Consider the following 14,741-nt stretch of genomic DNA (forward strand, 5'->3'; position numbering starts at 1 on the left):
TATCAAATAAAAAAAGAATGAATTTAAAAACACAATCACTTGGTCTTGTCCTTTCTGGAGGCGGATCAAAAGGATTAGCACATGCTGGCGTTATTAAATTTTTGGAAGAAAAAAACATTCGACCTAATCGCATAGCAGGTACAAGCGCAGGATCTATCGTAGGGGCATTATACGCTTGGGGCAAAACACCCGAAGAAATACTAGAATTTTTCAAATCAATATACTTATTTCATTGGCGACACTTAACTTTTACAAAGCCCGGTTTCATAGACTCAGAATCTTTTAAATCTGATTTTCAAACCATCTTCGAGGACGCCGCTATTGGAGATATGAAAATTCCAATTCAGATTACTGCAACTGATATGGTAAAAGGAAGGTTGAAAATTTTTGAACCAGAAACAAAAATTATTGATGCCATTTTAGCATCATCTGCATTTCCAGGAATAATATCACCTTACATCATCAAGGGAGAGCCGTATAGCGATGGCGGTATATTGAATCATTTTCCTTCAGACATTTTACAAGGGCAGTGCGAAACCATCATAGGTGTTTATGTGAGTCCTATTCAAAAAATCGTAGCTAGTGACCTTCATTCGATAAAAGCTGTTACTACAAGGGCTTTTGATATCCTTTCGGCAAATTCAAATGTTCATAAATTCAACAACTGTGATTGGGTCATAGAGCCCGAGGAATTAAGCCTGCATAGTACATTTGAAATGAATAAAATAAAAATGGATACTATTTTCAACATAGGATATGAAGCTGCAAAAAGTTCTTACGAGAAACTTAATTTATAAAATTTAAGCCACAGTATTTCAAAAAAAAAAGTATATGACTATATTTGCACCAAATAACTCAACAAACACATGAAATATAAAAGAATTCTTCTGAAATTAAGTGGCGAAGCATTAATGGGAGATAGACAATACGGAATTGATCCTGTAAGACTTGCTGAATATGCTGAAGAAATCAAAAAGATTCACGATAAAGGAGTGGAAATTGCCATTGTAATTGGTGGTGGAAATATTTTTAGAGGAGTTGCTGGAGCCAGTAACGGAATGGATAGAGTTCAAGGTGATTATATGGGAATGCTTGCTACTGTAATTAACGGAATGGCGTTACAAGGCGCATTAGAAGATAAAGGAATGCTTACTCGTTTACAAACAGCATTGAAAATTGAAGCTATTGCAGAACCTTATATCAAAAGAAGAGCAGTACGCCATTTAGAGAAAGGTAGAATTGTAATTTTTGGTGCAGGAACTGGAAACCCTTATTTTACAACTGATACCGCTGCTGTACTTCGCGGTGTAGAAATTCATGCCGACGTAATCCTAAAAGGAACACGTGTGGATGGTGTTTATGATTCAGATCCTGAAAAAAACCCTTCAGCAGTAAAATTTGACACTATCTCTTTTGTTGATGTAATTAAAAAAGGGTTAAATGTAATGGATTCGACAGCTTTCACTTTAAGTCAAGAAAATAAATTACCAATTGTAATTTTTGACATGAACAAAAGCGGGAATCTGGAAAAAATCTGTGAAGGCGAAAACATAGGAACCGAAGTAAATATATAAGTTAATGGTTCGACATTTTACTTTTAGAAAATCTAAATGTTAAAACTTGAATCCCAAAACCTAAAAAAATGACTGAAGAAATTGAATTTATATTAGATAGTGCCAAAGAATCCATGACGGGTTCTATTGCTCATTTAGAAAAAGAATTTTTGAATATCCGTGCTGGAAAAGCATCTCCAGCAATGCTTGGAAGTGTTTTTGTTGATTATTATGGATCAGCAACGCCACTTTCTCAAGTGTCAAAAATCAGTGTGCCTGATGCACGAACAATTACACTGCAGCCTTTTGAAAAAAACATGTTGCATACCATTGAAAAAGCAATTATGATTGCTAACATAGGCTTTAACCCAATGAATAATGGTGATTTAATCATTATTAGCGTTCCGCCTTTAACAGAAGATAGAAGACGTGATCTAGCTAAACAAGCCAAAGTAGAGGCTGAAGATGCAAAAATTGGTATTAGAAATGCTCGTAAAGATGCAAATACAGATATTAAAAAATTAGAAAAAGACGGAACATCAGAAGACATTTGTAAAAGTGCTGAAGAAGAGGTTCAAAACATCACTAATAGTTTCATAAGAAAAGTAGACGAACTTCTTGTAACAAAAGAAGCTGAAATCATGAAGGTATAAGCTTACCTAATATTAAAAATTAAATCCGTCTTGTTTCTAGAAATAAGACGGATTTTTTATTACTACTTTTGCTCTAATAAAAAAGGATAATATCCGTTTTTAAATAAACCGTTTTTATGAGGCAAATTTGTTTTCTTTTTTTCTTTATTAGCATATCACTTCATGCGCAATTTCAAGCAAATGGAATTGTAAAAGACTTTTCAACAAACAAACCTTTGCCTTTTGCTACTATTACAACTAATGACGGAATCAATTTCATTTCGGATGTAGATGGCAAATTTAGCATTTCATCGAAAAAAGAAATTAGTAGTTTTACCGTTTCTTATATTGGGTATTTAAAAACTTCGGTTGCAATTGTAAAAGATAAAAAATACTATGCAATCTCACTTTTGCAAAAAGCAAATGACCTCAGTGAAGTAATTATAGGTTACGAAAACCCTGCACTAGCCATTATAAGAAAAGTCATTGCCAATAAAAGAAACAATAATCCCCAAGAAAAACTAAGCAGCTTTGAATTTAAATCTTACAACAAACTAGTTGTGACAGCAAATCCTGATTCCATTTCGGGAAAATTAGACTCTGTTTTTGTACAAAAATCAATTGGGAAAGAATTTACTAAAATCGATTCATCCAATTATAAATTTAAAGAACTAATAAATAAACAACACCTTTTTCAAACCGAAAAAGTATCACAATTACAATTTAATAACAATACACTAAAAGAAACGGTTTTAGGCACAAAAATGGCTGGTTTCAAACACCCAATTTATGAAATCCTTGCTTTCAACCTGCAATCTTTTTCTATCTACGACAATAGCTATGAACTATTTGAAACTAAATACAACAGTCCAATAGCAACTGATGCATTACTAGATTATAATTATAGACTATTAGATACTGTAGCTATAAATGGTCGACAATCCTACGTGGTTTATTTTAAAAATAAAAAAAGAAGTAAAGCTACTGGACTTGAAGGCGTATTGTACGTTGACCAAAATAGTTTTGCCATATCTAAAGCCATTATGCGTATAAAAGGAGTTCTTGATATTAGTGGTATCCATGAATTTCAATATATTCCTGAAGAAAATATATGGTTTCCCATTCGTAAAACTTTTAAAATTGTAAAAGGAAAAAACGACGATGATATAAAAATCCTGGGAGGAACCATTCAATTTAATGGTGATGACGAGAAAGATTCCAAAGCTAGAAAAAAAGTAGCTTCAGACTATACGTACTTAATTTCAAATACTAATAATTTTGACATTAAATACAATGTTCCTATTACTATTACGAAGCCTTTTATAGCCGTTGAGATCAATGACGAAGCAATTCATAGACCTGAAACTTTTTGGGAAAATTACAGAAAAGACAGTTTAGACATTCGAAGCCAAAAAACATATTTAGCTTTAGATAGTATTGTAATAAAAAAGCGGATTGAAAGTCGCCTCCGTTTTGGTCGAAAAATCATTAATGGGTACCTGCCACTTGGTTTTTTTGATATGGATTTGCGAAAAATAATTAGCTATAACAACTACGAAGGATTCCGATTGGGGTTTGGAGGCATAACTAACGAACAGTTTTCTAAAAAATTCAGAATAGAAGGTTACTCTGCTTATGGAACTAAAGATGGAAATTTTAAATATAAAATAGGAATGGCTACGCGTGTTGATAAATCGTCGAATTCGTGGATTGGTGCGTCCTATACTGATGATGTAAAAGAAATTGCTAGCACTTCTTATTCTATTGAGAAAAGACCTTTTAAACTCTATGATCCCAGACCAATTAATATTAGTACTTTTTACAATTATGTGAGCTGGAAAACTTTTTTAGAAACAAACCTCCTTCCTAAAACCGAAAGTATATGGGAAATATCACATTCGGTTGTGGAACCAAAATTCAATTATGTTTATAATTTAAACAGCAATTTATATACTCAATATGTAATGACTACAGCTATGGTTTCCTTGCAATGGAATCCATTTAGTGATTACATGCAAACCCCTACCGGTAGAATTGAAATCGAAAAACGTTTTCCTAAATTCACTTTTCAATACACGCAAGCTTTACCGAAAATATGGGGAAATGATTTTGAATTTAGTAAGATTGATTTCAAAACAGAATTCGAAAAAAAATATCTGAATGGTCAAAAAACAAATTTACTTCTGGAAGCAGGATATGCCATGGGAGATGTACCTATAACGCATTTATACAACACATCCCCTAACAACATTACTAAAGAAACTATTATGCAACGAATTACTTTTGCAGGTAAAAATAGTTTTGAAACCATGTATTTCAATGAGTTTTTCTCGAATGAATTTGTTTATTTTCAATTCAAACATGGTTTTAACAGAGTGAAATTGTTTAAAAAAGTCAGACCCTCATTAGTTCTAGTTTCTAGAATGGCATGGGGGAACTTACAAAAACCTGAGCAACATGTTGGTTTAGACTATAAAACACTAAACAAAGGATATTTTGAGTCAGGCATAGAACTCAACCAAATATTTAATGGGCTTGGCTTAACTGCATTTTATCGTTATGGGCCCAACCAGCTTCCTAAATTTGAAGATAATATTGCCATAAAACTAAGCTTCGTGCTGAATTTAGGTCTTTAAAAAACTACGGTTTAATAATTAATACCGAAGGTACCCCAATCAACCAATCATGATCAGAGTCTAATAATGTTTTCCAACTTTCTAGACTAATTAACATTAAATCCTGTTTGGCTAAAAACGCTAAACTAACCGTTCTTTCAATTAATACCTCAAGGTTATTTGTATGTTTTTGTTCTAAAGAATGCACGGCACTTTGAAGTACAAAATTATTTTGTACATGGCCATTAACATCTAAAATTGTGATTTTTGAATTGTTATTCTTTATTAATTTTTGAGCATAATCAATTAAAAAGGAATCTTCGGATCTGAAAATTGGAATAAAAACTTGATCAATATCCTGAAACTCTTTATCAATCAGAATCCCCAAAGGCATTCTTGTTTTTGAAACAATCTGTCTGGTTCTTTCATCAAAAGGAGAGTTTTCAAACAAGCCTTCTTTACCCGTGAATTTATCTAGCAGGCGATCCGGATTTATAATCCTGGAGGTAAACCCAACTACTTTTCCTAATAAGGTTCCTTCAAAAATAGATTTACCTAAACCTACCAATAGTAAATCATAGTCTCCTTGATTGGCTACATCAGCAATTTCAGTTTCTATATCATTAGTCACCTTAAATATGGTATTAATTTCCAAATTTAATTGCTCTGATTCCTCAAAAATAGGTACAAAACTATTTCTCTCCTTATCTTCCATGTTAAAAGAATGCAACTCATCGCTTAACGATAAATGTAGTGCCGTAATTGAAGAACTGTTTTTTTGTTTTTTGGTTAAACTGTTAGCTAATCGCAAAAGTGATTTTCCTTTTTCATTATTCCCAAAAGAAATCAGAATTCGGTATTTAGTGTGAAGAATCAGCTCCTCTTCTTCAGAAACATTTTTACTCTTAAAAAGAAAATCAATTAGATCTAATGCTGGTCCAGTCATAAAAGTAGTCACTAAAGCCATGATAACCATCATTGTAAATACTTCTGGAGTTAACACTTTTAATTCCAATCCAATATTTAAAACAATCAACTCCATCAACCCTCTTGTATTCATCAGTGCTCCAATAGTCAAACTGTCTTTCCAGTTTTGGCCCACAAATTTTGCAGCTAATGCACTTCCTAAAAATTTCCCGACAACAGCAACTAGAATAATCGCTCCAGTAACCTTCCATAAATAAGGATCATTGATTAAGCCTACTTCGGTTTTTAGACCTGTGAAAACAAAAAACAGAGGCAGTAAAAGAATCACCGCAACATCCTCTACTTTATCAATAAAAATCATTCGAAATTTAGCAGCATCAGGCATAATAGAACCCATCATAAACGCACCAAAAAGGGCATGAATTCCAATAACCTCAGTTGCATACGACGACAGAATTAAAAAAAGAAAGAAAATAGCCATTACAGGTTTCCCAATATTATCTTTTGAACTGTATAAATCTCCTATCCTTTTCAAGAAAGGTTTTACAATAAAAATCATAACAATCACATAAACCGCTGCAAGAGAAATTACATATAATGAACCTACAAAGTCCCCAGCTTTAACTATGGCAATAACTACTGCAAGTAAACACCAAGCCGTAATATCATCTGCAGCAGCACAAGTTATGACTATGGCTCCAAGTTTTGTTTTATGAATTTCTCTTTCTTGAACAATTCGAGCCAAAACCGGAAATGCAGTAATGCTCATCGCAATTCCCATGAACAGACTGAAAGACAAGAATTCTACTCCTTGAGGAGCAAATTTATTATATACAAAATAAGATAAGCCAATTCCTAAAGCAAATGGAATAACAATACTGGCATGACTAATTACAACCGCTTCACTGGCTTTGTTTTTTAACACTTTAATATCAAGCTCCATACCAATTACAAACATAAAAAGTATCAACCCTATTTGACTTAAAAACTTTAAATTCCCTAATGAAGCTTCTGGAAATAGTGCTGCAGAAAATTCTGGAAAATACATTCCTACTAATGAGGGGCCCAAAACGATACCTGCGATAATTTCCCCAATTACTGTAGGTTGTCCAATTTTTTTAAAAACCCATCCAAAAAGTCGCGCTACAAGAATGATCATTACAATCTGGGCCAAAAGAATTGCTAAAGGATCCTGAAAATTATGTTTCATAGAAACAATGAAGTCATTCCAAGAACTGTGTTTTTCATTTGGAGCAACTAGACTTTGTATTTTTTCTAGCTCTTTTCCTCTTTTAATTATCCAATAAATCAAAGCTGAAAACCCTCCAGTTACACCTAAATAAAATAAGCTGTTTTTGTATTTTTTTAAATCCATTTTACAGTACCATTTTCGTTCTTAAAATCACACAAAGATGTAAAATTCTACCATATGATTTACAAGACGAAAATTAATTTTTTGCAAAGAAAAAAAAGGAAAGAAATAACTTTAAAAATAGGATGTTACATTTAAAAAGATTTAAATAAACTTATTCTTTTACTGCGGTTTTCACTACATTTGCACCCATTTTTAATACATTTATGAAAAAGAAATTAAAAGTAGGTTTTTGGGAATTCATTGCTCGAATCGTACTTAAAAACAGACTCTTTATACTCGGTGTTATTCTTTTAATGACCGTCTTTTTAGCCTTGCAATGGAAAAATATTCGTTTTTCATTTACAGAAGCGAACTTACTTCCCGACAACAACATTATAAATACAGAATATAATGCGTTTTTAGAAAAGTTTGGCGAAGAGGGAAATTTAATTGTTGTCGGTGTAAAAGACGATGCCTTTTTTACTCCAAAAGCCTTTGCGGCTTGGGATAAATTAATGGCAGATTTTAAATCAAATAAAGAAGTAGATTTAGTTGTTTCAGTAAGTGACTTAAAAAAGCTTCAAAAAAACGACTCTATTCAGTCCTTTGAATTAGTTCCGTTTGTAGATCAAAAGAAAATTACAAGCCCAGAATATCTTAAATCAATTCAGAAAGATTTATTTCAAAACATGCCTTTTTATGAAGGGTTGCTTTTTAATAAAAAAAACGGAACTATCCGTTCAGCCATTTATTTAGATAAGAAAATAGTCAACACACCACACAGAAAAGATTATATTTTAAATGATTTTATTCCAAAAATAGAAGCGTTTGAAAAGGAAACCGGCATCGATTTAAGAGTTTCTGGTATGCCATATATCCGAACATTGAATGCCAAAAGTATAACGGACGAAATTAGTTTATTTATTGGAGCATCTCTTCTAGTTACCTCACTAATTTTCTTTTTCTTTTTCCGTTCGTTCAGAGCAACATTAATATCAATTGTTATTGTTATTGTTGGTGTGATGTGGACCTTTGGACTCCTTGGATTATTTCATTATGAAATTACCGTATTAACAGCACTTGTTCCATCATTAGTTATTGTCATTGGTATTCCAAACTGTATTTTCTTGACGAATAAGTACCAACAGGAATACAGCTCTCATGGAAATAAAGCAAGAGCATTACAACGCGTAATTACCAAAGTGGGAACGGCAACCTTGATGACTAACTTAACTACAGCAGCTGGTTTTGCTACGTTTGTTATAACAAATAGTGAGTTACTAAAAGAATTTGGTATCATTTCTTCTTTGAGTATTATTTCCTTGTTTTTCCTATGTCTTATTGTAATCCCTATTTATTATAGCTATCAACCCGTTCCAAAAGCTAAACATTTAGAACATTTGAGTCGAAATTACACTCGTGTTTTTATGAATTGGATCGAAAAAACAGTAAAATACAACAGACGTTACGTTTATGTTGTGGCAATCTTTTTATTTTTAGTAAGCACCATAGGCGCTTTTAAAATAAAAACGTCGGGGAGTTTGATTGAAGACATGCCTAAAAATACTGGATTCTATAAAGACATTCTTTTTTTCGAAAAAGAATTCGAAGGAATAATGCCTCTTGAGATAACCATAGATACGAAACGAAAAAAAGGAGTTATGAAACTGTCCACTTTGAGAAAAATGGATGATTTTCAAAAAACAATTGAGGAAATTCCAGAACTTTCAAAACCTATTTCCATTCTTAATTTGGTTAAATATTCGAAACAAGCCTACTACAATGGGAATCCTGAATATTATGACTTGCCAAGTTCACAAGAACAAAGTTTCATCTTGAGTTATGCTAAAAATGCAACAAAAAACTCAAAAAACAACTTGATGAAAAGCTATGTAGACAGCACGGGTCAAGTAGCTCGAATTACCACATTCATGAGGGACATTGGTACTGGAAACATGGCGAAAATCGAAACTAAACTTTGGGATAAAGCGAATAAAATATTTCCTAAAGACCGCTACAAAGTCGTGATGACGGGAAAAGCATTGGTTTTTGAAAAAGGAACAAAATACCTTTTAGATAACTTAGTGAGCTCCTTACTATTTGCAGTGTTGTTAATTTCTTTATTAATGATTTTTATGTTTCGTTCCTTCAAAATGGTCGTTATTTCATTAATTCCTAATTTACTACCATTAATGATTACAGCTGGGTTGATGGGTTATTTTGGAATACCGTTAAAACCTTCAACGATTCTGGTCTTTAGTATTGCTTTTGGACTTTCAGTAGATGATACCATTCATTTCTTAGCTCAATACCGTCAAGAATTAACTAGAAATAACTGGAAGATAAAAAAATCGGTTTTTGCGACACTAAAAGAAGCTGGAATTAGTATGTTTTATACATCAGTAGTTTTATTTGCTGGATTCTCGGTATTTATGCTATCTGATTTTGGAGGTACAGTCGCTTTAGGTGGCTTGGTTGCAATTACATTGGCATTTGGAATGTTATCTAACTTAATGTTATTGCCTTGTTTGGTATTGACTTTGAACAAATCATTGGCCAACAAACAAGAATTTATCGAACCAAAAATTGACGTTTTAAGTAACATGGAGGAAGAAGATGAAAATTTAGACAAATAAACTCTTCTTTTTATAACCTTGTTTTTAACTATACACTTAAAAAAATCCTGTCTTAAAAGACGGGATTTTTTTTGCTCCACCCCAGTATTTATTACGATTTATTTTAAAATATGTATATTTGAAAATACATGCTTTTTAAATTGAGCTAGTCTCAATCAATAAAGATTGAGTTCGAAATTTTATTTAAAATGAGATTTACCTATACTTTTAATAAACTTAGTAGACTCAACAAAAGAGTATCAATCCTAAAAGTGGAGCCCGGCAACCACTAAAATAAACGGGGCGAAATCGAAAAGCCTAATGAGTAGAAAAATAAAAAAGAATGAAAATGGAACAACAAGTTACGGTTGTAAACAATTACCTTGAAAAAATAACAGATTTTGGTTTTGAATATGCACCCAAGTTAATAGGTGGTATACTAGTCCTTTTAGTCGGGCTATGGGTTACCAAAATAATCACTAAAAGTGTTGGAAAATCATTAGGGAAATCAAAAATCGACCAATCTCTCGTCCCTTTTTTAAGAAGTTTAACAAACATCATATTAAAAGTATTAGTTGCCATTACAGTAATGGGAATGATCGGAATCCAAATGACTTCCTTTGTCGCTATCATTGGTGCGGCTGGTTTGGCAATTGGAATGGCCCTATCAGGAACACTTCAAAATTTTGCAGGAGGAGTAATTATTTTGATTTTAAAACCCTTTAAAATTGGAGATTTTATCGAAGCCCAAGGCTATGTAGGTACTGTAAAAGAAATTAGCATTTTTGCTACGATGCTGAACACACCTGACAAGAAATTAGTAATCATCCCTAATGGGCCCCTTTCAACAGGACCACTTACTAATTTTTCTGCGGAACCGCTACGAAGAGTGGATTGGACTTTTGGAATAGCTTATGGAGATGACATTGAAAATTTCAAGAGAGCAATGAATGATTTTATTACCGAAGACACTAGAATTTTGAAAGATCCTGCTCCTTTTATAGGTCTTGCAGCTCTTGCTGACAGCTCTGTTAATTTCACCGTAAGAGTATGGGTGGATGGCCCTGATTATTGGAATGTGTTTTTTGAGATGAATGAAAAAGTATATACGAAATTTGCCGACTATAAACTTAATATTCCTTTCCCCCAAATGGATGTTCACGTTCACAATAATAATTAATTTGACTATAATTGACTACACAATCCTTAGTCTTTATAAAGCAATCAATACTTCCGTCTTTCATGATGGAAGTATTTTTTTATAAACTACGCCATAAATTTCAATGTGAGTTAGTCAATTAATATTATATTTTTTTACGAGAAACCAAAAGAATCCTGACAATAACTACAATTAAGCAATAGTACTTAATTGCTCACCTACTTATAAAAAATAAATCTTATTTTTACCAGTATTTTTTTAACGAAAAAAACAGCACTAGAATATTTTAAATAATCCAGCTGTTTAGGTTTAAATCTAAAATTAACTATTACACAACGATATATGACTCATAAAATTTCTGAGGCTGAAAAATTAGCCGTTTCTGATAACTATAGAAACTGGAAAAAATGGGGGCCTTATTTAGCCGAAAGACAATGGGGAACCGTTCGCGAAGATTATAGCGATAACGGAGATGCATGGGAATTTATCAACCACGACAAAGCACGTAGTAATGCGTATCGATGGGGGGAAGAAGGTATTGGCGGTTTTTGCGACTCTCGTGAGATTTTATGCTTGGCTCCCGTTTTTTGGAATGGAAAAGATCCAATTTTAAAAGAACGCCTATTTGGCCTTACTAATAATCAAGGAAATCACGGAGAAGATGTTAAAGAACTTTATTTTCATCAAGTTTCCACTCCTACACACTCTTACAACAAATACCTCTACAAATACCCGCAAAACGAATTTCCGTATGAGGAAATAATAAGAATCAACAGTCATAGGAATAGAGAAGAATCAGAATTTGAACTATTAGATACTGATGCTTTTAAAGACAATGCTTATTTTGATTGTTATATCGAATATGCAAAAGCCGGTATTGATGATATCTTGATGAAAGTTACTGTAGTCAATCGAGGAAAAGATACCGCTGAAATTCATGTACTTCCACATCTATGGTTTCGTAATTTCTGGAAACACAATAACAGGCATCCACGACCTAAGTTGGAATCGGTATCCGATGGTACCATTTTATCAAAAAGTACTAGAAATGACGACTACTACTTATATCATAATAAAGGCAAACAATTATTCTGTGAAAACGAAACCAATAACGAGCGCATTTACAACTCGCCTAATGATTATGATTATGTAAAGGATGGTATTAACAACTATGTCATCAATGGCGAGCCAACTGTCAATCCAAAAAAACACGGTACTAAAGCTGCTATTTGGCATCAATTAGAATTAAAAGCTGGCGAAGAAAAAAGCATTAAAATACGCCTAAGCAATGTAGCATTAGAAAATCCTTGGGTCGATTTTGACGCTCAATTTGAGCAAAGAAAAAAGGAATGTGAAACGTTCTATAACGAAATCATAAATAAAGACATCCCTAAAGCCCAGCAAGCAATTGCTAAGAGTGCTTTTTCAGGTTTATTATGGACGAAGCAATTCTATTATTATGATGTTCACAAGTGGCTTTTTGGTGGTGTTGACGAAACATCAACAACCTATAGAAGAAAGGACTCACGCAATTTTAACTGGCAACATCTTACTAATCGTCATGTAATATCCATGCCTGACAAATGGGAATATCCTTGGTATGCAGCTTGGGACCTTGCTTTTCACATGGCAGCATTTGTAGAAATAGATCCTTATTTTGCTAAACAACAATTGTTATTAGTATTGCAAGAAAGCTACATGCATCCCAATGGTCAAATTCCAGCATATGAATGGAATTTTAGTGATGTAAATCCGCCGGTTCACTCCTGGGCGGTTTGGACTGTTTATGACAAAGACAAAAAACGCACTGGCAAAGCTGATACTGAATTTCTAGAAAAAGCATTTCAAAAACTCCTCATCAATTTTACGTGGTGGGTGAACCAAAAAGACACTACTGGTACTGATTTATTTGAAGGAGGGTTTTTAGGTTTGGACAACATTGGTGTTTTTGACCGTAACCACATGCCGGAGGGAATTAAAAAAATGCAACAGGCAGATGCCACGAGTTGGATGGCAATGTTCTCTTTAAACATGTTGCGCATGTCACTGGAATTAGCGAAAACCAACAAAATTTACGAAGAAATATCGGCTAAGTTTTTCAGGCATTTTTTAAATATCGCTTGGGCAATGCACCATATTGGGAAAAAAGATATTTCACTTTGGGATGACCAAGACAATTTTTATTATGATGTTGTCGAAATGTCTGATGGAAGTGCTGAACGTTTAAAAGTACGTTCTTTAGTGGGTGTTATTCCAATGTTTGCTGTCGAAATCATGAATAAAGAATTATTTGAAGGATTAAAAGACTTTCAAAAAAGAGCAAATGAAATAATAAGAACACGACCCGATTTAGCATCCTTAATTTCAAATTTAGAGACTGCCAATAAAGATGGTAATTTTCTATTCTCCATTATGCGCGGTTTTAGATTAGAACATCTTCTAGTGCGCTTACTGGATGAAAAAGAGTTCCTATCTGATTATGGGATTCGTTCGCTATCTAAATACCATGAAGAACATCCTTTTGAATTTGGAAATAAAGGACATCATAAAATTCAATACGAACCTGGCGAAAGTCGTTCAGGAATGTTTGGAGGAAATTCAAACTGGCGTGGTCCTATATGGATGCCTTTGAATTATATGATCATCCAATCATTGCGTAAATACTATACTTTTTATGGACCTACTTATGTATATGAATTTCCAACAGGCTCAAAAAACAAACTGAACTTAAACGAAATTGCGAATGAATTAACAAAAAGATTAATTAAACTTTTTGAACGAGATGCTGAAGGTAAATTCCAATACCATTCTGATGACTCTGAAAATCATTTTGCTAAGGACGAACATTTCAGAAACGAACATATGTTTTATGAGTTTTTTGATGGAGATAGTGGTAAAGGGCTTGGTGCCTCTCACCAAACAGGATGGACCGCTCTAATTGCCAATTTAATAATGGATATGGAGAATAACAAATAAAATTATCTTTACAGTTAAGTTATATTAAACTTCCCGTCTACAAAGGCGGGATTTTTTATATACAATAGTATATAACAGTGAAGCAGAAAAAAAACACCCCAATTGTACAATTTTATATTTATTCTCTACTAGCTTTCTCTAAACTAACTTCTAAACCAGCATAATTAGAAACCACTTTTTCCATAAACCCTTCTTTATTAATTATAATATGAGTAGGAAACGCATTGAGTTGCAAGGTTAAATTCATGTACGTTTTCATATTAGGAACAACGGAATAGGACAGCGGTTTTCTAGCTAAAAAAACGGTTAACTGTTCTGGAGTATCCTCAGCCAGACTTATAAAAACAATGTCTTTTCTATCTTTATATTTCTCCACTAATTGATTTACTTGTGAAAATTCTTTAATGCAAGCAGCACAATGAATGTACCAGCATTTTATGACAACAATTTTTCCTTTAAGATTTTCATTTGTAATCAAATTACCATTTAAATCTGAGAATGAAAATGCAGGAAATGGCTCCCCTTCTTTCTTTAGATTTTGAATTTCATTGAAAGCGGTTTCAACAATGGTGGCTTTTATACTTGTATCTGATGTTGGGTCAATCTTAAAAAGCTTGTAGTAAAATAGTGCTGAATCGGATTCTAATCGAATTGGGATGTAACTTCCTTCGCTTAATTCTTTTAAAAATTGATCTTTGGTAATTTCTTTTAAATTGGAATCTAATGGTACAAAATCCCTAGAAAGCATTATATTATGAGATTGATAGGTCCACCAATCCATAAACTGAGTTTGTATTTTGGCTGGACTTACTTCTGGTTTCCCAAAAGGAGTTTGTCCAGAACAGGAGGTGAAGATCACAACTAAAAAAAGGGTATAAAACAATTTTTTCATGACAACTAATTAAAGGTG

The 14,741-nt window shown here is 33.0% G+C and carries 9 protein-coding genes; 7 read left to right on the forward strand and 2 right to left on the reverse strand.

Going from position 1 to position 14,741, the window contains the following annotated elements:
• The first annotated feature begins 17 nt into the window (after positions 1-17).
• From AB3G33_RS02470 to AB3G33_RS02485, 4 genes are all read left to right on the forward strand, one after another.
• On the forward strand, positions 18-797 hold the full coding sequence (locus AB3G33_RS02470; RefSeq protein ID WP_367755650.1) for a patatin-like phospholipase family protein: 780 nt from the start codon (positions 18-20) through the stop codon (positions 795-797).
• Positions 798-866: 69 nt separating this feature from the next.
• The gene (pyrH, locus tag AB3G33_RS02475) at positions 867-1,574 is read left to right on the forward strand and encodes a UMP kinase (RefSeq protein ID WP_367772350.1); all 708 of its coding nucleotides are present in this window, start codon (positions 867-869) and stop codon (positions 1,572-1,574) included.
• A gap of 68 nt (positions 1,575-1,642) precedes the next feature.
• Positions 1,643-2,206, forward strand: coding sequence for a ribosome recycling factor (frr, locus tag AB3G33_RS02480; protein ID WP_367772352.1), 564 nt, complete (start codon positions 1,643-1,645; stop codon positions 2,204-2,206).
• Positions 2,207-2,322: 116 nt separating this feature from the next.
• Complete coding sequence (locus AB3G33_RS02485) at positions 2,323-4,821, forward strand: DUF5686 family protein (protein ID WP_367772354.1); 2,499 nt, start codon at positions 2,323-2,325, stop codon at positions 4,819-4,821.
• Positions 4,822-4,825: 4 nt separating this feature from the next.
• Here AB3G33_RS02485 and AB3G33_RS02490 read toward each other — a convergent pair whose 3' ends face one another.
• Positions 4,826-7,102, reverse strand: a complete 2,277-nt coding sequence (locus AB3G33_RS02490; RefSeq protein ID WP_367772356.1) for a cation:proton antiporter — start codon at positions 7,100-7,102, stop codon at positions 4,826-4,828.
• Positions 7,103-7,305: 203 nt separating this feature from the next.
• On the opposite strand from AB3G33_RS02490, the gene AB3G33_RS02495 reads away from it, so the two are divergent.
• From AB3G33_RS02495 to AB3G33_RS02505, 3 genes are all read left to right on the forward strand, one after another.
• On the forward strand, positions 7,306-9,717 hold the full coding sequence (locus tag AB3G33_RS02495) for an RND family transporter (RefSeq protein ID WP_367772357.1): 2,412 nt from the start codon (positions 7,306-7,308) through the stop codon (positions 9,715-9,717).
• A gap of 328 nt (positions 9,718-10,045) precedes the next feature.
• A complete protein-coding gene (locus tag AB3G33_RS02500) occupies positions 10,046-10,876 on the forward strand; it encodes a mechanosensitive ion channel family protein (protein WP_367755662.1) in 831 nt (276 codons plus the stop codon).
• A gap of 321 nt (positions 10,877-11,197) precedes the next feature.
• Positions 11,198-13,831, forward strand: coding sequence for a glucosidase (locus tag AB3G33_RS02505; protein WP_367772359.1), 2,634 nt, complete (start codon positions 11,198-11,200; stop codon positions 13,829-13,831).
• A gap of 118 nt (positions 13,832-13,949) precedes the next feature.
• Here AB3G33_RS02505 and AB3G33_RS02510 read toward each other — a convergent pair whose 3' ends face one another.
• Complete coding sequence (locus AB3G33_RS02510; RefSeq protein ID WP_367772361.1) at positions 13,950-14,723, reverse strand: TlpA family protein disulfide reductase; 774 nt, start codon at positions 14,721-14,723, stop codon at positions 13,950-13,952.
• Positions 14,724-14,741: the final 18 nt, after the last annotated feature.

It is taken from the genome of Flavobacterium sp. WC2421 (assembly GCF_040822115.1).
GTDB lineage: Bacteria > Bacteroidota > Bacteroidia > Flavobacteriales > Flavobacteriaceae > Flavobacterium.

Coding starts and splice junctions, on each gene's coding strand:
- AB3G33_RS02470 (WP_367755650.1), top strand. CDS start 18: ATGAATTTAAAAACACAATCACTTGGTCTTGTCCTTTCTGGAGGCGGA.
- pyrH (WP_367772350.1), top strand. CDS start 867: ATGAAATATAAAAGAATTCTTCTGAAATTAAGTGGCGAAGCATTAATG.
- frr (WP_367772352.1), top strand. CDS start 1,643: ATGACTGAAGAAATTGAATTTATATTAGATAGTGCCAAAGAATCCATG.
- AB3G33_RS02485 (WP_367772354.1), top strand. CDS start 2,323: ATGAGGCAAATTTGTTTTCTTTTTTTCTTTATTAGCATATCACTTCAT.
- AB3G33_RS02490 (WP_367772356.1), bottom strand. CDS start 7,102: ATGGATTTAAAAAAATACAAAAACAGCTTATTTTATTTAGGTGTAACT.
- AB3G33_RS02495 (WP_367772357.1), top strand. CDS start 7,306: ATGAAAAAGAAATTAAAAGTAGGTTTTTGGGAATTCATTGCTCGAATC.
- AB3G33_RS02500 (WP_367755662.1), top strand. CDS start 10,046: ATGGAACAACAAGTTACGGTTGTAAACAATTACCTTGAAAAAATAACA.
- AB3G33_RS02505 (WP_367772359.1), top strand. CDS start 11,198: ATGACTCATAAAATTTCTGAGGCTGAAAAATTAGCCGTTTCTGATAAC.
- AB3G33_RS02510 (WP_367772361.1), bottom strand. CDS start 14,723: ATGAAAAAATTGTTTTATACCCTTTTTTTAGTTGTGATCTTCACCTCC.